This window comes from Hymenobacter piscis (genome assembly GCF_018760735.1).
Classification (GTDB): domain Bacteria; phylum Bacteroidota; class Bacteroidia; order Cytophagales; family Hymenobacteraceae; genus Hymenobacter; species Hymenobacter piscis.
On sequence record NZ_JAHHZN010000007.1, the window covers coordinates 25,532 to 49,429 of the forward strand.

Sequence of the window (23,898 nt, forward strand, 5' to 3'; positions counted from 1 at the left end):
CTACCGCAATGAGTAGGGCCAGCCAAGGGGCCCAGCGAACTAGCTGACGTACTTCCGGAAGGGTTGGGGTCATACACAAACAGGAGGTAGGCTGAAACCTACCAGAAAACAGGGCGAAAAAGGGTTAAAAAGCAGAGACGCGCCGCTAGCGGCGCTGGCGCACGGCCTCAAACGTGAGAATGGCAGTGGCCGTGCTCACGTTCAGCGAGTCGATATAGCCACCCATGGGGATGATGATGGTCTGGTCGCAGGCCGCCATCAGCTCAGGGGTGAGGCCGTCGGCCTCGGTGCCCATCACGAAGGCCGTGGGACCCCGATAATCGAATTCGGTGTACGGCAGGGCGTGGTCGGTGAGGGCGGCGGCGTAGGTGCGGATGCCGTGCTGCTGACACCAGTTCAGCAGCTCGGGCCGGGAGGTGGCCACGGTGGGCACCGTGAAAATGCAGCCGATGCTGCTGCGGATGGCGTTGGGGTTGTAGAGGTCGGTGCGCGGGTCGCAGATGATGACGGCGTCGGCGCGGGCGGCGTCGGCGGTGCGCAGGATGGCGCCCAGGTTGCCGGGTTTCTCCACGGCTTCCAGCACCAGCAGCAGCGGGTTGGCCGGCAATACCAGCGCCTCGAGCGTGTGGCGGGGTGGGCGCACCAGGGCCAGCACGCCGTCGGAACCCTCCCGGTAGGCCACTTTCTCAAACACCGCCTTCGACACCATAAACCAGTCGGGCAGCTGGCCGAACATCGATTCCAGCTCCCGCAACTGATTTTCGGCGGCCAGCTCGGGGCAGACGAACAGGGCCTGCACCACCGCCCCGGCCTGGTGGGCAATGGTCAGCTCGCGGTGGCCCTCCAGGATAGTCAGATTCTGGGCGCGGCGCTCCGCCGACTTCTGCTGGAGCCTGAGCAGGTTCTTGATGCGCGGATTCTGGGGGCTGGAGATCAGGTCGGGCTGGGGCATACGGCGGGGGCAGATACAGGCGCGGCCCGCAGGGCGGCGCGGCCGCAAAGATAGGCAGGCTAACCCGGGGGCGGTAACTTGCGTTGGCGAGGCACCAGGGTGGTCCCCAACCCGCGCGTTACGCTCCCCTCTCCCTTTCTTCTGACCGTACCTATGAGCATTCGGCTCAACACCAAAATTATTCTGGGCTTCATCATTGCCGTGGGCGTGCTGCTGCTGACCTCAGTTACCTCCTGGTACAGCATGCAGCAGTTGGGCTTCTACACCCGGCAAGTGGAGCATACCTACCAGATCATCCAGAGCACCAGCGAGCTGCGCATGCACCTGCGCGACATCCAGGGCCAGGCCCGCAGCTACCTGCTGCTCAACGACTCCTCCTACCTGCCCGATTTTCACACCGCCATTCCCAAGGCCCACGCCACGCTCGATACGCTCCAGGCCCTCACCCGCGACAATATCCGCCAGCAGCGGCGCCTTGACACGCTCCGCCTGGCCACCGACGACGAGTTAGCCTACCTGCGCAGCTGGCGGCGCAATACGCCCACCCGCCAGGCCGTGCAGCAGCTCATTGTCGGGGATGAACGCATGAACAGCCTGCGGGCCCTGCTTAACCGCATCAAGGCGGAAGAAAACCAGCTGCTGCAGAGCCGCCGCCGGCAGCAGGATTTTTATGAGAACACCACCCCGGCCGCCATCGTTTTCTCGGCCGTGCTGGCGGCCCTGCTGGTGTTCTGGCTGTTCGGCAAAATCACCCGGGAACTGCGTGCCAACGAGCAGCTGCAGACGACCCTGGCCCAGACCAACGAGAAGGTAAACCAGCGGATTCAGATCATTGATGCGCTGGCCGACCGCGTGGTGCAGGGCGACTACAGCGTGAAAATCACGGACCGGGAGCAGGACAGCCTGGGCAACCTGGCGGCCTCGCTCAACCGCATGACCCAGACCCTGGACACCAGTTTTACGGCCCTGGAAACCCGCAACCGGGAACTCGACCAGTTCGCCTACGTGGCCTCCCACGACCTGAAGGCGCCCCTGCGCGGGGTGCTGACGGTGGTAAAGTGGATTGAGGATGAGCTCAGTCATGAAATCAGCCCGCAGATGGGCCAGTACCTGACCATGATGAAGGGGCGTTTGCACCGCCTCGAAGACCTGATTAACGGGCTGCTGGCCTACGCCCGCGCCGGCCGCACCGAACGCCCCCTCGAGCCGGTGCCCGTGCAGGAGCTGGTGCAGGAAGTAGCCGAGCTGGTGGTGCCGCCCACTTTCGAGGTCCTCATTCCGCAGCCGCTGCCGGTGCTGCTGGCCGACCGCCTGAGCCTGCAGCAGGTGTTTACCAACCTGATGGGCAACGCGGCCAAGTACCACCACCGCCCCGATGGCCGCATTACCATCACGGCCCGGGACTCAGGCGACGGATTTGAGTTCCGCATCCAGGACGACGGCCCGGGCATCGCGCCCCAGTTTCATCAGAAAATTTTCCTCATGTTCCAGACCCTGCGCGACCGGCACACGGCCGAAAGCACTGGCATCGGCCTGAGCATCGTCAAGCGCATTGTGGAGGAGCAGCAGGGCACTATTCGCGTGGAATCGGCGGAAGGCCAGGGCTCCGCCTTTATCTTTACCTGGCCCAACGCCCAAGCCCCCGGTTAGAGCTGGCCCGGGGCCATTCCCGCCCCGGCGTTTCCGCATCCGCTTATCCTTTCTCACCTCACTTTTTCACCTCCCCCGCTTATGCGTTCCGTCCTGCTGGTTGAAGACGACTTTTTTGATACGATGACGGCCAAGAAGGCGTTCGAGAAGTTCAGCGTGCCCCACCAGCTGCACACGGCCTTCAACGGCCTGGAAGCCCTCGACCTGCTGCTGGGCACCAACGGGGTAGCGCCCCTGCGGCCCCTGCCCGAGGTGATTCTGCTGGATCTGAACATGCCCAAGATGAACGGCCACGAGTTTCTGGCCGAAATCCGCGCCAATCCCGAGCTGGCCGCCATTCCGGTGTTTATCACCACCACTTCGGGCATGGATGTCGACCGGCTGAATGCCCAGAACCTGGGCGTGAGCGGCTACATCCTCAAGCCCCTGGATTTTGAATCCGGCACGGATATGGTGGACAGCCTCAACCTGCTGGAAAAGCTGCTGCGCTAACGGCCGGCGGCCACCTGCTCCGGGTGCCTGGCGGGCACTTTGGCGGACCGGGGGCCGTTAGGCCGGCGGAGGGGCCGCCCCGGCCCGCTGCTTTTGCTCCTGCTGATTTCCTTCCTGTTCCGGTGCCGTACTTCCGGCGCTTTCTGCCTTACTTACCCGTATGCTGCTTCGTACCCTCTCCTTCCTGACGCTGAGTGCCCTGGCCACGTCCGGGCTGGCCCAGCAAACGCCCCGCGGTGAGCTGAACACGGCGCCCGCCCCCGTGACGCCCGCCGCCCCCGACACCACCCGCCGCGTGCTGGCCGCCCCGCCCGCCGCGGCACCCACCCCGGCCCCGGATCAGGCCCCGCTGCCCCCCGCCAACACGACGCGCTATTCGGTGGGCCTTAAATCGGGGCAGGTGCTCAAGGGCTACGATGTGGAGATTAAGCAGCCCCTGCTGGGCCGCACCTTCCTGCTCGTCGACGGGCAGCAGCGGCTGGACCTCAACGATGTGCGCTACTATGAGGACGAAACCGGTTTTTACGTGCGCACCACGCTGCCGGGCCGCAGCAAGCGCGAAAGCACCCTGCGCCGCGACCGGGTAGGCCGCATCAGCCTCTATTCCATTACCAGCCAGCAGTACACCAACAACCCCTACGGCATGGGGCCCTACGGCTACGGCCGGTACGGCAACTTCGGGCCCTACGGCGGGTTCGGCGGCTACCGCACGGTCCGGAACGAGTATTTCAGCAAGGACAACGGCCCCATTGAGGACCTGAGCGTACGGAACCTGCAACTGGCCACCCGCGACAACCCAGGCGCCCAGCAGCTGCTGAGCGACGCCCGCCGCTACCAGACCTACACTACCCTGAGCTACATCGGGGCCGGGGGCCTGATGCTGGCGGGCGTACTTTCGAGCTTCAACGGCAGCAGCAACGGGTTCAATGTTTCGCCGCTGGTGTACGCGGCCATTCCCCTGGCCATCGTGCCCTTGGTTATCGGCGGCAAGTCCCAGAACAACGTCAAACAGGCCATCCTGCTGTATAACCGCGGCCAGTAGGCGGGTTTTTGGTTTTTGGTTGGTGGTTTTTGGTTTTTGGTGAATAGAACGGCCTCCTGAGCCGCTGGAGAATCTTTTCCCGTTGAATCGAGTCGTTAGTACGACGGCCGTTCCAGCCTGACAGGATCCTTCGCCGGCTCAGGAAGCCGTTCTATCTACCAAAAACCACTAACCAAAAACCACCAACCAAAAACCAAGAACCACTAACCAAGAACCACCAACCAAAAACCAGGAGCCAGCAACTAAAGCGGCCTCTTTCCACGTAGGCAGGCGGGTGAAAACATCCGTTGCTGCTTCCTCTGAATTACCACTGACCGAGCGCCGGGAACTGGCCCTGTGGACCCACGGCCTGCTCTGCGCCGAATACGGCTGTCCGGTGGCCTTCTTCGCCACCAAGGATCCGCTCAGTGAGCTGATCAGTTCCCTGCTTTCCCACCGCACCCGCAACCAGGACTCCCACCGGGCCTACCAGCAGCTACGGGCCCGGTTTCCCACCTGGGAGGAGGTGCGCGACGCGCCCACGGCCGCGGTGCAAGCCGCCATCAGTCCCTGCACCTGGCCCGAGCAGAAAGCCCCCCGCCTTCAGCAGATTCTGCGCGAAGTGGCCTCCCGCTGCGCCGGTGGCCCCTGCGACCTGGCGTTTCTGGCCGATCTGCCTATTCCTGAGGCCCGGGCCTGGCTGGAGCAGCTGCCCGGCGTAGGGCCCAAAACCAGCGCCGCCGTGCTGCTGTTCAGCACCCTGCGCCGCCCGGCCATGCCCGTCGACAGCCACCACCACCGCGTGGCCCAGCGCCTGGGCCTCATTGGCCCCAAAGTAGGCGAGGCGGCGGCCCACAAGCAGCTGGCAGCCCTGCTGCCCCCCGACTGGGACGCCCAGCAGGTCTACGACCACCACGAGGTGCTCATGTTCCACGGCCAGAAGTGCTGCTACTTCCACACGCCCGCCTGCGGCCGCTGCCCCCTGCTCTCCCGCTGCCCCTTCGGCCAGCGCCGGGTGAAGTGAGTAGTGAGTAGTGAGTAGTGAGTAGTGAGTAGTGAGTAGTGAGTAGTGAGTAGTGAGTAAAATACGCACCAGCGGCCCGAAAGCTGCCGATTTGAGTACAGGAATTGTACTTTCGATTTTTACCTCCTCACCTCCTCACCCCATTACCTCCTCACCCCATTACCTTACCACTATGAAACAGACTTACGGTTTACCGGCGCTACTTTCCATTTTCTTTCCGGGCCTGGGGCAGTTGGTGAAGGGGCAGTTTATCAAGGCGTTTTTTATTTGGGCCGTGGGCGGCGTGCTGAGCTTTCTGCTGATCTGGACGGTGGTGGTGCCCTTCGTCATCTGGGCCTGGAACGTGTACGACGCCTATAACTCCCCCGCCTGAGTTGTGCCGGTTTTGCACCTTAAAGCCCGGCCCAACGGCCGCTGCAATCAGCTGACAGTAGCGCCCGACGGCACCGTGACCGTGCGCCTGAACGCCCCGGCCCAGGACGGCAAGGCCAACGCCTGCCTGCTGGGCTACTTAGCGGAGGTGTTCGGGGTGAGCAAATCCAGCCTCACGCTGCTCAGCGGCCATACGGCGCCCTTCAAGAAAGTGGAGATTGGGGGGCTGGCGGAAACGGAGTTCTGGGCGGTACTGGCCCGGTACACGGTGGCGTAGCGGCATCCTTCAGCAGAGGTTTGGCGTTGAACCGGGGCGGTCCGTCCGGGCTTGCCGATTCCTCTCCCCTCCCGTTTTCGTTTCATGTACGATTTTCCTACCTGGGCCGTGGCCGGCTTCTGGGGTCTGGTTTCGGGCTCCGCGCTGCTGCTGGGTGCCGCCATCGGGTATTTTGCCCACGTTCCGCAACGCCTCATTGCCGCTGCCATGGCCTTTGGCAGCGGCGTTTTGATTTCAACCCTTTCCCTGGAACTGATGGAGGAGGCCTACCACCAGGGCGGCTTCGATTCCACAGCCCTTGGCTTTGTGGGCGGGGCAGCGGTGTACACGCTCGCCAACTGGCTGCTGGCCCGCTACGGGGCCAGGCACCGCAAGCGGTCCGGCGAGTTGCAGGGCCGGGAGCGCGCGGCCGTGCAACAAGGCCAGACGGAAGGCAACGACGCCGGCGACGACAACGGCATGGCCCTGGCCATCGGGGCGCTGCTGGACGGCATTCCCGAAAGCATCGTGATTGGCCTGAGCCTGCTGGCCGGGGGCGGCGTGAGCCTGGTGGCCGTGGTGGCCATTTTTCTGAGCAACCTGCCCGAGGGCCTGAGCAGCGCCGCCGGCATGCGCAAGGCCGGCCGCCGCCCCGGCTACGTACTGGGCCTGTGGGGCGGTATCGCCATTATTTCGGGCCTGTCCTCGCTGCTGGGCTACTCCGTGTTCAGCGGCTTCTCCCCCGAAATAATAGCCGCCACCACCGCCGTATCGGCCGGGGCCGTGCTGGCCATGATTGCCGATACCATGATTCCCGAAGCCTTCGAGGTAACCCACAATTTCACCGGCCTCATCACCGTGCTGGGCTTCCTGGTTTCCTTCTTCCTGAGTAAGATGGGGTAATTGGGGATTAGGGATTAGGGATTAGGGATTAGGGATTAGGGAAAAAAACGTCATTCCGAGCATGTGGCGCATCAAGCCAGGGACGAGGAATCTCGCGTGCTGACGTTGCAACGGTAACTCTGATGATAGAATTACGCTGGCAACCTCAGCACGCGAGATTCCTTGTCCCTGGCTTGATGCGCCACATGCTCAGGATGCCGTTCTGCTTTACCCTTATATCGCACAACGGGCGATTACAGCACTGCTTGGCCGCTGGCGGCGCGGCGGTAGGTGCGCTCGTACTCCTCGTCGATGTGGTAGGTGGATTCTTCGTGCTGGCTTAAGTCGAGGCCGAGCTCTTCCTCCTGGAGCTTCACGCGCAGTCCGAACAGGCGGTCGGTTATTTTCAGCAGCACCCAGGCGCCCCCGAAGGAGAAGGTGATAACGATGGCCAAACCCAGCACGTGGTAGAGGAAGGTGGTGCTGGTACCATAAACGAGGCCTACTTTATCGGCGAAGACGCCCGTGAGCAGCATGCCTACGATGCCGCCCAGCCCGTGGCAGGGAAACACGTCCAGCGTATCGTCGATGGTGGTGCGGGAGTTCTGCCAGTGCACGGCGGCGTGGCTGATAAGAGCCGCCAGCACCCCGAACAGGACGCTCTGCCCGTAGTCGATGTAGCCGGCGGCGGGCGTAATGGCCACCAGGCCCACCACGGCCCCGGTGCAGGCCCCCACGGCCGTGGGCTTGCCGCCCCGCACTACTTCCACCAGAATCCAGGCCAGCAAACCAGCGGCCGAAGCCAGGTTGGTGTTTACGAACGACAGCGCGGCCAGCTCGTTGGCCCCCAGCGCCGAGCCGGCGTTGAAGCCAAACCAGCCAAACCACAGCAGCCCCGTGCCCAGCAGCACAAACGGCACGTTAGGCGTGGAAAACGACGTGGATTGCAGGTGTGTGGAGCGCCGGCCCAGCACCAGGGCCCCGGCCAGCGCAGCAACGCCCGCCGAAATGTGCACCACCGTGCCACCCGCAAAATCGAGCACGCCCCACTGGCGCAGGAAGCCCTCGGGGTGCCAGGTCCAGTGAGCCAGGGGGCAGTAAATGAACAGGCTGAACAGTACCATAAAGGCCAGGTAGCCCTTAAAGCGCACCCGCTCGGCGAAGGAGCCGGTGATGAGGGCGGGCGTGATGATGGCGAACTTGAGCTGGAAGGCGAAGAAAAGAATAAACGGAATGGTGGGCGACAGCACCGGATGCGGGGCCGTGCCCACGTTGCGCAGCAGCGCGTAGGTCAGCGGGTTGCCGATGATGCCGTGCCAGGAGTCGCCGTAGCAGATCGAGAAACCCACGAAGTAGAACACCACCGAGATAACGCCCAACGCCACAAAGCTCTGGAGCATGGTGCTGATAACGTTCTTGGGCCGCACCATGCCGCCGTAGAAAAACGAGAGACCGGGCGTCATAATCAGCACGAAGGCGGTGGCCGTGAGCATCCAGGCCACGTCGGCGCCGTTGAGCGAACCGGGCGCGGCCGCCGGGTGGGGCACCCGCACAAAGGCCGCGACAAAGGCCATGACCACCAGCACCAGGAGTGCTACCAGGCCAAAGCTCATCTTCAGGGGAGCAGATTTAGGCGTCATGCTACGTTATTTTAGAGTGTATCCTTACTTCCGAGGGTCAATATAAGAGCAAAACGTATTTATTTCAGAATATACCCTTTATTTAAACACCCAAAACATGACAACTAACCTATTTCAAACAACACACCCTATTCGATTTACCCCCTTAGGCACCAAACACTATATTATTCATCCCTTCTACCCCTTATTTATAGAGTGGCGGAACACACTTTCCCTCATGCTGACCTCCGGTAGCCGATTGCTGCCTCGCGGCAGCGGCCGGAAGCTGCATTTTCGGGTGCAAAACGCGTAGCTTGCGGCTTCGCTGTTAGCTCTTTATTCTACTATGGCCGCGCTACCCCATCCCGCTGACCTTCAGCCCCTGCTCGACGCCCTGGCGTTTTCGCCCGAAAACCTGCCCCTCCGCCGCCACGTGGCCACGCTGCTGCGCCAGGCCGGCCGCTTTGCCGAAGCCGAAGACCACTACCGCCAGGGCCTGCGCCAGGCCCCCGATGATGAGGCCCTGCAGCTCGGGCTGGCCGAAACCTACGCGGCCCTGCTCAAGACCTCGGCGGCCCTGGTGGTGCTGGAGGAGCTGCTGCGCGCCCACCCCGACCACCCCGCCGCCCATCTGTTGCACGCCCGGGTGCTGGCCGGCGCCGGCGGTCCGCCCGACGAGGCCCGCGCCGCCTACCAGCAGGCCCTGGCGCTGGACCCCGGCCTGCGCGCTGCCGACCTCGACGAGCAGCTGGGCCTGCGCCCGGCCGCCCAGCCCGCCGCCGGCGGCTCCCCCGCCGACTACAACGCCACCCACGTCTCGGACCTGGGTCTGGACGAGCGCGCCCTGTTCGCGGGCCTGGAGAAGCCCAAAATCACCTTTCAGGACGTGGGCGGCATGGACGCGGTGAAGGAGGAAATCAGCCTGAAGATGATTCAGCCGCTGCTGCACCCCGACCTCTACAAGGCCTACGGCAAGGCCGCCGGCGGCGGACTGCTGCTCTACGGCCCGCCCGGCTGCGGCAAAACCTACCTGGCCCGGGCCACGGCCGGCGAGGTGCAGGCGTCCTTCATCCACGTGGGCATCACCGATATTCTGGACATGTGGATGGGCCAGAGCGAGAAGAAGCTCCACGACCTGTTTGAGCTGGCCCGCGTGCAGGCCCCCTGCGTGCTGTTTTTCGACGAGGTAGATGCCCTGGCCGCCAACCGCCACGACCTGCGCCAGAGCGCCGGCCGCACCCTCATCAACCAGTTTCTGGAGGAGCTGGACGGGGCGCGCAGCTCCAACGACGGCGTGCTCATCCTGGCCGCTACCAACGCCCCCTGGCAGCTCGATCCCGCCTTCCGCCGCCCCGGCCGCTTCGATAAGATGGTGCTCGTGACCCCGCCCGACGAGGCCGCCCGCGCGGCCATTCTGGAAGTGCTGCTGCGCAACAAGCCCGTGGCCGCCGACCTGCGCCTGCCCGCCCTGGCGGCCCAAACCCCCGGCCTCTCCGGCGCCGACCTGCAGGCGGTAGTGGACCAGGCCGTGGAAGCCTGCCTGCGCGAGTCGATGAAGGCGGGCCAGGTGCGGCCGGTGCAGCAGAGCCACCTGCTGGCCGCCTCCCGGCAGGTGCGCCCCAGCACCAAGGAGTGGTTTGCCACGGCCAAGAACTACGCCCTCTACTCCAACGAAGGCGGCACCTACGACGACATCCTAACCTACCTGGGCACCAAGAAATAACGGCCTTATGCTGCCCCATCCCCCGGCCTCGCAGTGGCAGGACGCAGTGCAGAATATGCTGGCCCTGCAGCGGCCGGAGCAGGCCGAGCAGTTGGTCCGGCAACAGCTGACGCGTAATCCGCAGGATGTGTTTACGCACATCCTGCTCGCCTTTGCGCTCTACCAGCAGCACCGGCTGGACGGGGCACGGCAGGCGGCACAACAGGCATTAGCCCTGAACCCGGCCGCCAGTGAGGCGTTTTATGTGCTGTTTCTGGTAGAAGACCAGGCCGGCCACGGAGCAGCCCGGGCCCGGGCGTTGCGCTCAGCCCTGCGCCTGCAGCCCTTCAACTCCAAATACCTGGCGGCGCAGGCGCAGCTGTACTTGCATCAGAATCAGCCCGCAGCGGCGCAAGCCGCCGCCGAGCAGGGCCTGGCCCACCACCCCACCCACGCCGATTGCCTGGTAGCCCGGGCCGATGCCCTGCGGGCCCAGCACCGCTGGCCGGAGCTGGCTCCGGCCCTGCAGCAGTTGCTGGCTGCCCACCCCAATCTGCCCAAAGCCCATTTGCTCCTGGGTCATGAAGCCATGCGGCAAAAGCAATATGGCGCGGCGCAGGCCCATTTTCAGGATGTATTACGCCTCCAGCCGCTGAACCAGGAGGCGCTGCAGGAAGCCAGCCAGGCCATCCGGCGGCAGCTGCTGATCAGCAGGTGGGCACTGGGGCTTGACCAGTACCTGACGTTCATTTCAGAAGGCACGAAAAAAGGCCAGCTGAAAGCCTGGGGCCATTTTCTGCTGATTCTGATTCCGCTGAGTCTGCTGTGCATTCCCCTTCTGCTTTTCATGGGGTTTGAGGCCGTGTACTGGCGCCTGCACCCGCAGGTAAGACGACTGCGCAACCGCCCCGACGCGGCCATGCCCTACGCCCAGGAAACCCTGTACCGCTACGGGCCCGCCGCCGCGCTCAGCCTGCTGGTAATATCCTTGCTGCCCGGCCTCATCTGGGGGCTGCTGCAGCTGGGAGTGGGGGAAGACAGCCTGGGGCCGGGCCTGACCGGCGGCCTCACCACGGTGGTGATGGCCATTATTGGCGCCTTCAAGCACGCCTCCGACCAGCCCGTGCCGGAAAAGTCGCCGCTGGGGGGGGTGGGAGTAGCGGCAGCCGTGTTTGCAGGGAGCATTACGGTGGCATGCTGGCCGGCTGCCTGGCCCTACGGACCACCCCTGAGTGTGCTGGTGGCGGGTGGCTTGCTGGTCTATATTTTTCGGCGGATGGGAGCTGCTGCTGCCTGACTACCGCTCTTCTCTATTTTATCCCGTGTTCTATGGATACCCCTCAGCCGCGCCGGATTCAGGTTTTGCTCCGTCAGCAGCGCCCCGATCTGGCCGAAGCGGAAGCGCGGCGGCAGCTGGCCCGGTTTCCGGAATCCAGCCAGGTGCAGGCACTGCTGGGGCTGAGCCTGATTCGCCAGCATAAGGCGGCCGAAAGCCAGCCCCCCGCCGAGCGGGCCGTGGCCCTGGACGCGCAGAACGACTTCGGCTTCTACGTGCTCAGCCTCGCCTGCCTGCAGAGCGGGCAGCTGGAGCCGGCCGCCCTGCACATTGCCACGGCCCTGCAACTGCAGCCCACCGTGCCCGATTACCATTTCATTCAGGGCTCCGTAGCCTTTGCCGCCGGCCGGCCGGGAGTTGCCTTAACCGCCGCCGACCAGGGTCTGCGCCTGCATCCGCAGCATGTCCAGTGTCTCAATCTGCGGGCGCGGGCCCTGTCCAGGCTCGACGGGGGAGCCGACTGGCAGCCGGAGTACCGGCAGGCGCTGCGCGAGGCACCGCTGTTTGCGCCCACGCACGTCAACCTGGGATTCAGCCACCTGGAGCACGCCCAGTTCGGGCAGGCCGAAGCGCACTTTTTGCAGGCCCTGGCCCTCGACCCAACTTCCCACGAAGCCCGGGTGGGGGTGGTATCAGCGGCCGTTTCCCGCGCGGGCCTGGCTCCCCGGCCCAAGCCCCCCAAGCCGTGGTTTGTGGAAGACAAATGGGCCGGCCTCCTGCTGATTGGTCCGTTTGTCTTGCTGTTTCTGGTAATATTTTATGTAGCGCTGGAAGACGTGGAAGCGGCCACGCTGCGGCAGTATGCGCCACCGGTAGCGGCCGGGGCTCTCCTGCTGTTTGTCTCACCTGCTGTACTGATTGTCAGCTTCAAAACGCTGCACCTGAGCTGGCAGCTGCTGCGGCCGGCTACCCGCCACGTACTGCCCCCCCCGCTGCGCCAGTTGCTGGCCATGGAAGCCGGAGCCCTTGTGGCGTTCTACCTGACCCTCGCCGCCCTGCTGCTGCCCGCTACAACTCTCGTAGCCGGGGCAGTGGTGGCCGGTAGCCTGGGGGCAGTAGCGCTGGGCGGGCAAACGCTGGGCACCGTACGGGGCCGCCGCGCGAGCTACCTGTACGGTGCTATTTTGCTGTTGCTGGCAGCAAGACTGGCGACGTTTCAACTGCAATATGGTCTCAGCAACCGGGCGTTCATGCTCTGGTTCAACCTGGGCACGTGGCTGTATCTGCTGGCTTTTTCCTATCTCGAATAAGGGCTCTTTTGCGCATTCCGAATTGACATGAACTCCTACCAGAATATCAGCCGCGTACAGTTACTGCTGCAGCACAAGCGCCCCCAGGAGGCCGAGCAGGAAGCCCGCCGCCAGCTCCGCAACGACCCCGACCACAGCTTCCTGCACGCCCTGCTGGCTTTGGCCCTTACCGAGCAGGGCCAGCTGCCCGAAGCCCAGCACGAAGCCGAGCAGGCCGTTCACCTCGACCCGGAAAGCAGCTTCGGCTTTTACGTGCTGAGCGCCGTGCTCCAGCGCCAACACGAACTGCCGGCGGCGCTGGAAGCCATTGAGCAGGCCCTGGTCCTCGACCCCGAAGACGCCGACTACCAGCATGTGCTGGGGCTGATCCGGTTTCAGCAGGGCCAGCTGCACGGGGCGTTGCGCGCCGCTGAAGCCGGCCTCCGGGCCGACCCCACCCACGTGGACTGCCTGGGTTTGCGGGCGCGCTGCCTGGCCCGCCTCGGCCGCCGCCAGGAGGCCGCCGCCGACCTCAATGAAGCCCTGCGCCACAACCCCTCCGACGCCGGTACCCACGCCGACCTGGGCTGGGTGGCCCTGGAGCGGGGCCGCGCCAAAGAAGCCGCCGGCCACTTCCGCGAAGCCCTGCGCCTCAACCCCACCTCCGACTACGCCCGCGAAGGCCTGGTATCGGCTCTGAAAGCCCGTTTTTGGATTTACAACGGCTTCTACCGCTTCATGGTCTGGACCCAGACGCTGAGCCCGGGCATGCGGCAGGGGCTGTTCGTGGGGCTGTTCGTGCTTTCGCGGTTCGTGCCGGGACTGCTGCCGCTCTACCTGGTGCTGGTGTACATGAGCTGGTTTGCCGAGCCCCTGTTCAACTCCCTGCTGCGCCTGAACCGCTACGGCCGCTTCGCCCTGAGCGAGGACGACACCCGGAATTCCAACCAGTTTCTGGCCTTGCTGCTCAGTGGAGTGGGCCTGCTGCTGGCCGCCCGCCTCCTCACGGTGCCGGTGCTGGGCAACGGTGGCGTGGTGGCCCTGGGGCTGCTGTTCCCGCTGGTGGGCACCCAGCGGCAGTGGCACCCCAAGCGGCAGCAGCAGTCCCGGTGGTTTGGCTGGGGCCTGGCCGGGCTGGGCACGCTGGCCGTGGTGCTGGAGGCGGCAGCCGTGGCTGGCAGCAGCGTGGTGTTCCTCGCCTTTGTGGGTGGCACCCTGGCCTACGTCTGGCTGATGGGCCTGCGCAGCACCTGAACCGCGCCCAAACCGGCAACGGCCCGCTCCAACGAGTTGCTCTGGGGGTTGCGGCCCCGGGCGCTGGGCGGCGAGCTGCTATTGGCCGGGCACCTGGAGGCTGAGCGGCGGCGGCGGGCCAGCCGATGCGGCGTGCGCGCAACCAGTTGCGGCAGTTTCAGCTGGTGAACTACGTGCCGTCACTACGGCCGCACGGCCGCCGCCCTGCCTGGAAGCGGCAGCAGCCTGCGGTAGCGGTGCTTCATCCTATGATGGGTAGCGCTAAACACACCCGCCGGACCATTGGGGTGCGGCCGTGTTCCCAACAGAAGCTCAGGGCACTGAACCCATGGCTCGTACCGAACCCGGCTGCTTTCCAAAATAGAACGCTCCTGGTTGTTTTTGCAATTCCGTTGGTGATGCGGGACTCGCCCTGCTTTAAGATCATTAAACATTTGAAATACAACCACATACACCCTATAACCCTGCACTACCCGGCGCATTGGCGGCTATAGGCACACAGAAATAGATAACAGAATTAGTATATCTGTTAACAGAATAGTAATATAGCTTTGTTGGATATAATTTTGCTTTCATTCGTACCCGGCTCACCACTCGTACCTGCTTGGTTTCTGAGGAATTCCTGGTTTAGAAGAACTGTGCTTCCTGGCACTTCGGTCTGACTTGTGGCGCTGTCAGTTGGCGGGCACAGTTCCGCCGATTGGGTCAGCTTTTCCGCTGAACTGGCTTTATCTGTTCGCCACGGGCCGAAAGCCATTCGTCCTGGGCCTGGCCCAACATCCTTCGCACTCTGCTTCCGCTTCTATTGCAGCAACTATGACTCCGCTTACCGCCCTGGAGCTTCCTCCAACGCCGACATCCACCCGGTTGATGCACCAGTTGTTTGAGCGCCAGGCGGCCCGAACGCCCACCGCCGAGGCGCTGCGCTTTGGGTCTGAGTCGCTGACGTATGCGCAGCTGGAGCAGCGGGCCAACCGGTTGGCCCAAACTGTGCGTGCCGTTGCGCCGGCCGCGCAGTTTGTGGCCGTCAGCACTACGCGCGGCATCGAAAGCATTGTGGGCCTGCTGGCCGTTCTGAAAGCCGGCAAGGCCTACCTGCCCCTGGACCCCGCCTACCCTTTGGAGCGCCTGCAGCACTGCCTGCACGAAACCGGCGCTACCTGCTGCGTGGCCACGGCAGCCGACCGGGCGGTGTTTGAGCAACTGGGCCTGCACGTGGTCAGCTCCGCCCAGGAGGCCCCCATAGCCGGGCAACCCGAGCAGGATTTACCGCCCGATGGGCACCTGGCCTACGTCATTTACACTTCCGGCTCCACCGGCACGCCCAAGGGAGTTGCCGTGGAGCACGCGGGCGTCGTGAGCCTGATTCAGTGGCAGGCCCGCCACTCCCGCCTGACGGTGGGCGGCAAGGCCCTGCTGTTTTCGCCCCTCACCTTTGATGCCTCCATCCAGGAAATATTCTTTGCGTTTCACGTGGGGGCCACGCTGGTGCTCATTGACAACGACCTGCGCCTGGACCCCAAGCGGCTGCTGCGCTATATCAGCCAGCAGGGCATCACCCGCGTTGACCTGCCGTTTGTGGCCCTGCAATACCTGACGGAAGCCGCCGTGGCCGCGCAGCACTATCCGACCTGCCTCCAGGAGGTACTCACCGGCGGCGAGCAGCTGAAAATCACTCCCCAGATTGTGCAGTTTTTCAGCGCCCTGCCCACCTGCGACTTCTACAACCAGTACGGCCCCACCGAAACCAGCATTACGGCCACCAACCTGAAGCTCCCGGGCCCGCCCGGCCAGTGGCCCCTGCTGCCCGGCATCGGGTTTCCCGTTGATAACACCGAGATTATAGTGCTGGACGAAAACCTGCAGCGCGTGGCGCCGGGCGCGGAAGGCGAGTTGTGTATCGGTGGAATCGGGCTGGCCCGGGAATATCTCAACCAGCCCGAGCTTACGCGAACCAAATTCATCTGGTGGCAGCCCGGCCCCGGCCAGGCGCCCCGGCGCCTGTACCGCAGCGGCGACCTGGCCCGCTACCTGCCCGATGGCTCCCTGGAGTACCTGGGCCGCCAGGACGGGCAGGTAAAAATCAGGGGCAACCGCATTGAGCTGGGCGAAATCGAGGCCGCACTCAACCAGCTGACCGCCGTCAAACAGGCCGTGGTGGTTGCCTGCGAAACGCCCACCGGCGCCCGCCAGCTCGTGGCTTACCTGGTGGCCGCTACCACGCCCCTGCCCTCTGCCCTGGTGCGGCAGCACCTGGCCCAGCGCCTGCCCGACTACATGGTGCCCACGGCCTTCGTGTGGCTGCCGGCCATCCCAACTACCACCAGCGGAAAAACCGACCGCAACGCCCTGCCGGCGCCACCCACCAGTCGCCCCGAAGGCCGCCTGTACGTGGCCCCCGCCACCCCCCGGCAGGCCCGCCTGGCCGCCATCTGGCAACGGGTGCTGGCCCTGGACGATATTGGCAATACCGATAACTTTTTTGAGCTGGGAGGCAATTCTCTGCTGGCCCTCAAACTCATGGGCGCCATTGAGGATGAAACCGGTCAGCGCCTGCCTATTTCCGCCCTGTTTACGGCCCCTACCATCCGGGAACTGGCCCAGCTGCTGGAAGCGCGGCCCGCCGGCCAGGGCTGGCAGGCGTTGGTGCCCATCAAGCCCCAGGGCAGCAAGCCGCCGCTGTACCTGGTACACGGCATGGGCCTCAACGTAATGATTTTCAACGACATCAGCCGGCGCCTGGACCCGGAGCAGCCCGTGTACGGCTTGCAGGCCATCGGGCTGGATGGCGTAACCGAGCCGCTGGAAAGTATTGAGGAGATGGCCACCGCCTTTCTCGAAGAGATGCTGGCCCACAACCCCACCGGCCCCTACGCGTTGGCGGGCTACTCCTTCGGGGGCCTTATCGCCTTTGAAATGGCCCAGCAGCTGCGGCGCCTCAACCGGCAGGTAAGTCTGCTGGGCATGCTCGACAGTGATATTTCTGACCAGACGCCCCCCGCGGCACTGGGGCTGATGGGCACCTACCTGCACCGGGTGGGCTGGGTCTGCCGCTCCCTGCTGAAACAGCCCCGGCAAACGGCCCGGCACTACCAGTCTTTTGTCCGTTGGCATTTGCAGGGCCTGCTCAGCCGCGGTATGCCTCAGCCGACCGCCGGCGAGGCCAGCGCAGCCGGAAATAGGCGCGCCATCTGGGAGAAGCTGCAAGCCGCCAGCCGCCGGTACGTGGTGCGCCCGTACGATGGCGTAATTGATGTATTTCGGGCCAAAGACCGCATCCACTCGATTCAGGACCGGGAATGGTACGGCTGGAAACCGTTTGCCCGGCAGGGAGTGCGGGTCCACGACTGCCCCGGCAACCACGACAACCTGCTCAGAGCCCCCAACGACCAGGCCTTCGCCCGGATTATGCAGCGCGTGCTGGATGCTTCTTCCTGAAACTCCCCCATCGGGCCCGGCGGTGATTACGCCCCCGCTCCCCGGCCCGCGGCACGGCAGTACCATCACGTGCTGCACCCTGGCGGCCGGGGGCTGGAACCCCGCGGCCGAGTTCTGCGTGCCCCGCACCCCGCACGTTTACCGGTTCAGCGTGGCGCAGTTTCTACCGCATTTCCCGTATCTGGCCTCTCTGCTGGCGCCCGGGGAAATCCGGCGCGGGCAGCAGTATTTCCGGGAAGCCGACCGCCAGCAGCACCTTGTGGCCCGGGCCGTCCTGCGGCTGGTTCTTGGTAAAATCACCCGGGTTTCACCCCGCACCATTTCCTTTGCGACGGGGCTTCACCACAAACCCCTGCTGGCTGAGCCCGCCGGCCTGCACTTTTCCGTTTCCTACGCCGGTTCTTTGGTGCTGCTGGCCGTGCATGGCAGCAGCGTAGGCATCGATGTGGAAGCGGCTGATCCGGAATTCGCCTACCAGCCGCTGCTGAGCCAGTGCTTCAGTTCCGCCGAGTCGCGCCACATAACGGAGGCAACTTGTCCGGCGACGGCCTTTTTTCAGCTCTGGACGCGTAAGGAAGCCCTGGCCAAAGCCACTGCCCAGGGTATCGATCAGCACTTTGCCCGGCTGCCTGCGCTGGATGGCGCCCACGAGCCCGGGCCGGGTGTGCTGGCCTCGGAGCAAAGCTGGCGCGTTATCAGTTTTCCGGCCGCGGCCCACTGCCCGGCCAGCCTGGCCTACCCCGCCAGCCCGGCCGGCCAGCCCCCGCTTTTCTACGACCTGAATGAGCACTTGCTGGACTAACGCCCGCAACCTCTGACCGTTTTCCAGGGCCCTTCCGGCAAAATAGCAGCCGTTTCGGCGACTACAAAAGCAGCACCCAGCTTCCGCGCGGTTCTGTTAGTGAGAAGGATTTCATTCCGGTGCAGGCGTTACCGGGGTTCAGCCTGGAATGGGCGGAGGTGTTGCATCTACTATTTCAGGTAGTGAGCGCACATATCAATTTGTTGGTCAAACCTACTCAAAAGCCTATAACATTCCCCTTTTTCTATACCTTCCGGCATCCTACTACGCTCCTCCCTACCCATGCTATCGAAAACGCTTTCCCGCCTGCCGTTGCTGCTGGTACTGGCGGTGCTGTGTGCCTGCTCCCACTCTGGTTCCGAGGCCGGACAGGACCCCAACGGCGCGGAAATTGACCCCTACCAGAATCTGGTGTTCGAGTTTGCCGATAACGTGGTCGGGGCGGAGGCGCTGGACCGCTGGGATACGACTCAGGTGGTGCGCTTCGAGCCGGCCGTGCGGGGACGCTTCAAGTGGGCCAGTGAGTGGGAGCTGATTTTCTCGCCCAGCACGCCCTTCCGGCCCAGCACCGCCTTCACGGCCACCCTGCGCAAGGAAGCCCTGCCCGCCGGCGCCCCGGCCACCGAGCTGCCCGAGAACCGCCGCAAATTCCACACGCCTTATCTGCAGTTGCAGGAGCCCCAGGCGTTCTGGGGCCGCTCCAGTCGGGCTGCCGGCACCGCCGAAATGCGGGTGGAGCTGCCCTTCAACTACGCCGTGAAGCCCGCCGACGTACAGCCCCTGCTGCGCCTGACCCAGAACGGGGAGCCGGTGGCCTTCGAGCTGGCCAGCGCCGAGCCGGGCCAGACGGTGCGCCTGAGCCTCAACCAGACGGTGCGCCCCGGCGCGCCCCTCAACCTGGCTTTGGCCCGGGGCCTGAGCGCCGTGGGCAGCGACCAGCCCTCGGCCACCGACTACGAAAAGCAGCTGCCCGTGCCCGACCCCCAGGCCCTGGAGGTGCGCTCCGTGACGGGCAGCCTGAGCGGCGCCGACCCCATCATCACCATCCTGACCAACCAGCCGGTGAGCCTGCCCGATTTGCGGGCGGCTTTGGCCGTGTCGCCGCAGGTGGCCTACGAGGTGGAGGAGCTAGAAAGCGGCTTCCGGCTTAGGGGCGGCTTCGAGGTGGGTAAAACCTACCAGGTGCGCCTGGCCGGCGGCCTGCGCGGCAACCTGGGCGGCCAGCTGGATAATGACGTAACCGAAACCGTGAGCTTTTCTGACGAGCGGCCCACCATCAGCTTTGCCAGCGCCGATAAAGCTATGTACCTCGACGCGCTGGGTTCCCGCAACCTGGGCGTGCGCATCAACGAGGTGGATAAGGTGAAAGTGACCATTGCCAAGGTCTACGCCAACAACATTCAGCAGCTGCTGCGCGCCGGCTCCCAGTACGGCTACCCCGAATACGACGAGGACGACGAAGGCCGCCAGGACGAAAACGGCGAGTACGTGGACCGCTCGTTTCAGTACTACGACGTGGAGAATCTGGGCAACGTGCTCTCGGAGCGCACCTACACCGTGGCCGGATTACCCCGGGAGCAGGGCCTGCGGTTGCTGAACCTGAGCCTGAAAGACCTCGAATTCAGCGACGGGCTCAAGGGCCTCTACATCATCAAAGTGCAGGACACCGAGCGGCAGTGGCTGCAGGTGAGCAAGCTGGTGGCCGTGTCGGATATCGGGCTGATTGTGAAAGCCGGGGCGGCCGGCAGCACGCTGGTATTCGCCAACTCCATCCGCCACGCCAAGGCCCTGAGCGGGGTCGAAATCCGCTACCTGAGCACCAACAACCAGATCATGGGCACGGGCGTCACTAACGGCGAGGGCGTGGCCAAATTCGACAGCACGGCCCAAAATGCGCGGTTCCGGCTGGGCATGGTGGTGGCCCGCCAGGGCAACGACTTCACCTTCCTCGACCTGAGCCGCAGCCGGGTGGAAACCTCGCGCTTCGACGTGGGCGGCCTGCAAAGCAACGCCGCCCGCTACCAGGCCTTCCTCTACGGCGACCGGGACCTGTACCGCCCCGGCGACACGGTGCGCACCAACACCATTCTGCGCACCGAAAGCTGGGGCACTCCGCCCGCCGGCCTGCCCCTGAAAGTACGGCTGCTGCTGCCCACCGGCAAGGAATACGCCAGCCTGCGCAAAACCACCTCCCGGGCCGGCTCCTGCGAGGCCCAGTTCATTTTGCCGCCCAGCGTAATGACCGGCCTTTACACCCTGGAAGTGCTGACCGGCAACGACGTGCTGCTGACCTCGCGCCAGCTTTCGGTGGAGGAATTCATTCCCGACCGGCTGAAGGTGACCGTGAAAGCCAGTCGGGCCGTGGTGAAGCCCGGACAGCCGGTGCAGGCCCTGATTACGGCCCAGAACCTATTCGGGCCGCCCGCCGCCGACCGCAAGTTTGAGGTCGAGTTTTCGCTTAAGGAAAAGCGCTTCGCCCCCAAAGGCTACGACGACTACACCTTCGCCATCCGCAGCGGCGACCGGCCCAACGGCAACGACGGCAACGAGGACGCCACGCCCCTCACCGACCGGTTCGAGAAAACCGTGCGCGAAGGCACCACCGACGCGGCCGGCCGGGGCACGGCCACCTACGAAGTGCCCGACTACCCCGACCTGGGTTTGCTGGAAGGCGCGGCTTTTACCACCGTGTTCGATGAAACCGGCCGCCCCGTCAACCGCCTGGCCACCTTCGAGGTGCAGACCCAGCCGGTGCTGTTCGGGATTCAGAATCTGGATGAGTTGGTGAGCACCGGCCGGCCCTTGCCGGTGCGGGTGGTGGCCCTCACGCCCGCCGGCCAGTCCACCCAGGCCGCGGCCGAGGTACGGGTGGTGCGCCTGCTCTGGGAAACCGTAATTGAGCGCCGCGGCGGCCGCTACATCTACAACTCCCAGCAGCGCGAGCAAACCGTGCTCACCCGGAGCCTGACGGTGGCTCGCGGCGGCTCCGACGCCGGCCTGGGTTTCACGCCCACTTACTCCGGCGAGTACGAAATCCGTGTTTCCCGGCCCGGGGCCGCCACGTTCGTTGCCCAGCGGGTGTACGCCTACGGCTACGGCAACACCCAGAGCAACAGCTTCGAGGTGAGCAACGAGGGCGAGGTGACCATCGAGGCCGACAAGGCCAAGTACCAGCCCGGCGACGTGGCCCACCTGCTGCTCAAAACGCCCTTCCCCGGCCGCGTGCTCGTGACCGTGGAGCGCAACCGGGTGCTCGACCATTTCTACGTGGATACCGACGAGAAATCGGCCAAAGTCAACATCCCGATTCGCGGGGGCCACGTGCCCAACGTGTACGTAACGGCCACCGCCATCCGCGAAATCAGGGACAACCGCCTGCCGCTCACCGTGGCCCGGGGCTTCGTGCCGCTGGCCGTGGAAAAGCCCGGCAGCCGCCTGCCGGTCACCATCAAAGCCCCCGCGCTGAGCCGCTCCCAGACCACCCAGACCATCGAGGTAAGCACCGCCCCCGGCGCCCAGGTGACGCTGGCCATGGTGGACGAGGGCATTCTGCAGCTCAAGGACTACCGCACGCCCGACCCCCACGGCTACTTCTACCAGAAGCGCGCCCTCGAAGTAGCGGCCCACGACGTGTACCCCTTCCTGCTGCCCGAGCTGGGCACCAGCAGCACCGGCGGCGACGGTTACGACCTCTCCCGCCGCACCACGCCCGTGCCCTCGCGCCGCGTGCGCCTGCTGGCCAAATGGAGCGGCGTGCTCACGGCCGACGCCAGCGGCAAAGTGCGCTACAAGCTCCAGGTCCCCCAGTTCAGCGGGGCCGTCCGCATCATGGCCGTGGCCTACAAGGGCGACGCCTTCGGCTCGGCCGAGCACACCATGCGCGTTGCCGACCCGGTGGTTATTAGCACGGCACTACCCCGCTTCTTAAGCCCCGGCGACACGATTGACGTGCCGGTGACGCTGACGAATACGACGGGGAAACAAATGGATGGGGAGGCTACATTAAAAGTGAGTGAGTCTTTGGAGCCTTTAGATGGCGTATTTAACGATAAGGCTGAAACGTTCACCAAACTTAATATTAAGCTCTTTCATCTGAAGCCGAACACAGAGCAGCGACTAGTCTTTCATTTCAGAGTAAAGTCAGTCATCGGTAATGCAACTGTAGCTATTATCGCCAAGCAGTTTGAATCCAAAGAGAAATTCACCGAAACCATCGAAATCCCCGTCCGGCCCGCTTCGCCGCTGCAGAAGCGCACGGGGGCGGGCGTGGTAGCTGGGGGCGCGAATCAGGCGCTGAACCTGAAGACGGACTTCCTGCCGTCCTCGCTGCGGAGCCAGCTGGTGGTGAGTCGCTCCCCGATGACGGAGTTTGCCAAGGATTTGCGCTACCTGCTGCAATACCCCTACGGCTGCCTGGAGCAAACCGTGTCAGCCGCCTTCCCGCAGCTGTACTACGGCGACCTGGCCGCCACCCTGGGCCAGAAGAACGGGCTAAGCGCTAAGCTCTCTAATCTAAGTTTTAACAAGTTCAACCCCAACTACCACGTCCAGGAAGCCATCCGTAAAGTGGAAGCCCAGCAGATGTACAACGGCAGCCTCAGCTACTGGCCCGGCGGCGACTACGACAACTGGTGGGCCACGGCCTACGCCGCCCATTTCCTGCTCGAAGCTCAGCAGGCCGGCTTCGAGGTGAACAAGAACGTACTCGACCGGGTACTGCGCTACCTCCAGGCCCGGGTGCGTCAGCGCGAAACCGAGACCTACAACATCATCCAGACGGGCGGCGTGATTCGGCCCACCACCCTGGCCAAGAAGGAAATTGCCTACTCGCTCTACGTGCTGGCCCTGGCCGGCCGCCCCGATGCCGTGGGCCTGAACTACTACCGCGCCAACCGCCCCCTGCTGGCCGAGGACTCGCGCTACCTGCTGGCGGCGGCCTTCGCCCTGAGCGGCAACCAGCGCGCCTACCAAAGCACCGTGCCGGCCCGCTTAGGAGCCGCGCCCAGCATGGCGGGCCGGGAGCTGGCCGGCTCCTTCGCCTCGCCCGTCCGCGACATGGCCCTGATCCTGAACGCCCTGCTCGCCGCCGACCCCGCCAACCCGCAGGTAACCACGCTCAGTCGGCAGCTCAGCCGCCAGGTGAAGCAGGCCGGCTGGCTCAGCACCCAGGAGCGCGCCTTCGCCCTGCTGGCCCTGGGCAAGCTGGCCCGCCAGAACGCCGGCAGCACCGCGGTAGCCCAGCTGCTGGCCGACGGCAAAAGCATCGGCGCTTTCTCGGGCAAAGACCTCACGGTGAGCAACGTGGCCAACCGCCAGCTGGCCCTGCGTACCAGCGGCCGGGGCAGCCTCTACTACTTCTGGGAAACCGAGGGCATCTCGCCCACCGGCCGCGTGCCCGAGGAAGACGCCTACCTGCAGGTGCGCCGCCAGTTCCTCGACCGCACCGGCACGCCCCTGGGCTCCCCCACCTTCCGCCAGAACGATCTGGTGGTGGTGCGCATCACGGTTCAGTCGGCCGAAAGCGCCGGGCAGGTGCCGAACGTGGCCATCACCGACCTGCTGCCCGCGGGCCTGGAAATCGAGAACCCGCGCATCGGGGCCGTCCGCGACCTGGCCTGGGCCCGGGACGCCGCCCAGCCCGACTACCTCGACGTGCGCGACGACCGCCTGAACCTGTTCACCACCGCCACGCCCCAGCCCAAGGTGTTCTATTACCTGGCCCGCGCCGTGAGTAAAGGCACGTTTAAGCTGGGCCCGGTGAGTGCCGACGCCATGTACAACGCCGAATACCACAGCTACAGCGGCGCCGGCGTGGTGCGGGTGCGGTAGAGACGCAATAGCTTTCAGGCTGATGTACGGAGGTAGAGAC

At 64.7% G+C, this 23,898-nt stretch carries 16 protein-coding genes; 14 read left to right on the top strand and 2 right to left on the bottom strand.

Translation table 11 applies throughout. From position 1 onward, the window contains the following. Positions 1-145: 145 nt before the first annotated feature. Positions 146-952: a TrmH family RNA methyltransferase gene (locus KLP40_RS09265; protein WP_215593500.1), complete on the bottom strand. Its 807-nt coding sequence runs from the start codon at positions 950-952 to the stop codon at positions 146-148. Positions 953-1,105: 153 nt separating this feature from the next. On the opposite strand from KLP40_RS09265, the gene KLP40_RS09270 reads away from it, so the two are divergent. From KLP40_RS09270 to KLP40_RS09300, 7 genes are all read left to right on the top strand, one after another. Beyond that, positions 1,106-2,602, top strand: a complete 1,497-nt coding sequence (locus KLP40_RS09270; protein ID WP_215593501.1) for a sensor histidine kinase — start codon at positions 1,106-1,108, stop codon at positions 2,600-2,602. Between the two features lie 81 nt (positions 2,603-2,683). Then, positions 2,684-3,094 (top strand): response regulator, encoded by a 411-nt coding sequence (locus KLP40_RS09275; protein ID WP_215593502.1) that lies wholly within the window; start codon positions 2,684-2,686, stop codon positions 3,092-3,094. Between the two features lie 160 nt (positions 3,095-3,254). After that, positions 3,255-4,136 (top strand): hypothetical protein, encoded by an 882-nt coding sequence (locus KLP40_RS09280; protein ID WP_215593503.1) that lies wholly within the window; start codon positions 3,255-3,257, stop codon positions 4,134-4,136. Between the two features lie 274 nt (positions 4,137-4,410). Continuing rightward, entirely contained in the window at positions 4,411-5,139 is a 729-nt protein-coding gene (locus KLP40_RS09285; protein ID WP_317196763.1) for an endonuclease III domain-containing protein, read from the top strand. A 172-nt stretch (positions 5,140-5,311) separates the two neighbouring features. Further along, positions 5,312-5,512: a DUF5683 domain-containing protein gene (locus tag KLP40_RS09290; RefSeq protein WP_215593504.1), complete on the top strand. Its 201-nt coding sequence runs from the start codon at positions 5,312-5,314 to the stop codon at positions 5,510-5,512. 12 nt (positions 5,513-5,524) lie between these two features. Beyond that, a complete protein-coding gene (locus KLP40_RS09295) occupies positions 5,525-5,788 on the top strand; it encodes a DUF167 domain-containing protein (RefSeq protein WP_215593505.1) in 264 nt (87 codons plus the stop codon). Positions 5,789-5,872: 84 nt separating this feature from the next. Continuing rightward, positions 5,873-6,670: a ZIP family metal transporter gene (locus tag KLP40_RS09300; protein ID WP_215593506.1), complete on the top strand. Its 798-nt coding sequence runs from the start codon at positions 5,873-5,875 to the stop codon at positions 6,668-6,670. A gap of 233 nt (positions 6,671-6,903) precedes the next feature. On the opposite strand, the gene KLP40_RS09305 is transcribed toward KLP40_RS09300, so the two are convergent. Continuing rightward, complete coding sequence (locus KLP40_RS09305; RefSeq protein ID WP_246558744.1) at positions 6,904-8,289, bottom strand: ammonium transporter; 1,386 nt, start codon at positions 8,287-8,289, stop codon at positions 6,904-6,906. A gap of 325 nt (positions 8,290-8,614) precedes the next feature. Here KLP40_RS09305 and KLP40_RS09310 point away from each other — a divergent pair, with 325 nt between their 5' ends. The 7 genes from KLP40_RS09310 to KLP40_RS09340 all read left to right on the top strand — a co-directional run bounded on the left by KLP40_RS09310 (position 8,615) and on the right by KLP40_RS09340 (position 23,858). Next, complete coding sequence (locus tag KLP40_RS09310) at positions 8,615-9,991, top strand: ATP-binding protein (protein WP_215593507.1); 1,377 nt, start codon at positions 8,615-8,617, stop codon at positions 9,989-9,991. 7 nt (positions 9,992-9,998) lie between these two features. Then, positions 9,999-11,267, top strand: coding sequence for a tetratricopeptide repeat protein (locus KLP40_RS09315; protein ID WP_215593508.1), 1,269 nt, complete (start codon positions 9,999-10,001; stop codon positions 11,265-11,267). A gap of 32 nt (positions 11,268-11,299) precedes the next feature. Further along, positions 11,300-12,556 (top strand): tetratricopeptide repeat protein, encoded by a 1,257-nt coding sequence (locus KLP40_RS09320; RefSeq protein ID WP_215593509.1) that lies wholly within the window; start codon positions 11,300-11,302, stop codon positions 12,554-12,556. Positions 12,557-12,583: 27 nt separating this feature from the next. After that, a complete protein-coding gene (locus KLP40_RS09325; protein WP_215593510.1) occupies positions 12,584-13,789 on the top strand; it encodes a tetratricopeptide repeat protein in 1,206 nt (401 codons plus the stop codon). An 816-nt stretch (positions 13,790-14,605) separates the two neighbouring features. Next, complete coding sequence (locus KLP40_RS09330; RefSeq protein WP_215593511.1) at positions 14,606-17,227, top strand: non-ribosomal peptide synthetase; 2,622 nt, start codon at positions 14,606-14,608, stop codon at positions 17,225-17,227. Next, positions 17,214-18,029 carry a 4'-phosphopantetheinyl transferase family protein gene (locus tag KLP40_RS09335; protein ID WP_215593512.1) on the top strand — a complete coding sequence of 272 codons (816 nt, stop codon included), beginning with the start codon at positions 17,214-17,216 and terminating at the stop codon, positions 18,027-18,029. The genes KLP40_RS09330 and KLP40_RS09335 overlap by 14 nt, the downstream gene beginning before the upstream one ends. A 282-nt stretch (positions 18,030-18,311) precedes the next feature. Continuing rightward, positions 18,312-23,858 carry an alpha-2-macroglobulin family protein gene (locus tag KLP40_RS09340; protein ID WP_215593513.1) on the top strand — a complete coding sequence of 1,849 codons (5,547 nt, stop codon included), beginning with the start codon at positions 18,312-18,314 and terminating at the stop codon, positions 23,856-23,858. Positions 23,859-23,898 lie beyond the last annotated feature (40 nt).

Bases quoted from the DNA above. Each gene is read 5' to 3' on its own strand.
- KLP40_RS09315 (WP_215593508.1), top strand. From the start codon at position 9,999: ATGCTGCCCCATCCCCCGGCCTCGCAGTGGCAGGACGCAGTGCAGAAT.
- KLP40_RS09310 (WP_215593507.1), top strand. From the start codon at position 8,615: ATGGCCGCGCTACCCCATCCCGCTGACCTTCAGCCCCTGCTCGACGCC.
- KLP40_RS09270 (WP_215593501.1), top strand. From the start codon at position 1,106: ATGAGCATTCGGCTCAACACCAAAATTATTCTGGGCTTCATCATTGCC.
- KLP40_RS09300 (WP_215593506.1), top strand. From the start codon at position 5,873: ATGTACGATTTTCCTACCTGGGCCGTGGCCGGCTTCTGGGGTCTGGTT.
- KLP40_RS09330 (WP_215593511.1), top strand. From the start codon at position 14,606: ATGACTCCGCTTACCGCCCTGGAGCTTCCTCCAACGCCGACATCCACC.
- KLP40_RS09305 (WP_246558744.1), bottom strand. From the start codon at position 8,289: ATGACGCCTAAATCTGCTCCCCTGAAGATGAGCTTTGGCCTGGTAGCA.
- KLP40_RS09325 (WP_215593510.1), top strand. From the start codon at position 12,584: ATGAACTCCTACCAGAATATCAGCCGCGTACAGTTACTGCTGCAGCAC.
- KLP40_RS09290 (WP_215593504.1), top strand. From the start codon at position 5,312: ATGAAACAGACTTACGGTTTACCGGCGCTACTTTCCATTTTCTTTCCG.
- KLP40_RS09320 (WP_215593509.1), top strand. From the start codon at position 11,300: ATGGATACCCCTCAGCCGCGCCGGATTCAGGTTTTGCTCCGTCAGCAG.
- KLP40_RS09280 (WP_215593503.1), top strand. From the start codon at position 3,255: ATGCTGCTTCGTACCCTCTCCTTCCTGACGCTGAGTGCCCTGGCCACG.
- KLP40_RS09340 (WP_215593513.1), top strand. From the start codon at position 18,312: ATGCTATCGAAAACGCTTTCCCGCCTGCCGTTGCTGCTGGTACTGGCG.
- KLP40_RS09275 (WP_215593502.1), top strand. From the start codon at position 2,684: ATGCGTTCCGTCCTGCTGGTTGAAGACGACTTTTTTGATACGATGACG.
- KLP40_RS09265 (WP_215593500.1), bottom strand. From the start codon at position 952: ATGCCCCAGCCCGACCTGATCTCCAGCCCCCAGAATCCGCGCATCAAG.
- KLP40_RS09335 (WP_215593512.1), top strand. From the start codon at position 17,214: ATGCTTCTTCCTGAAACTCCCCCATCGGGCCCGGCGGTGATTACGCCC.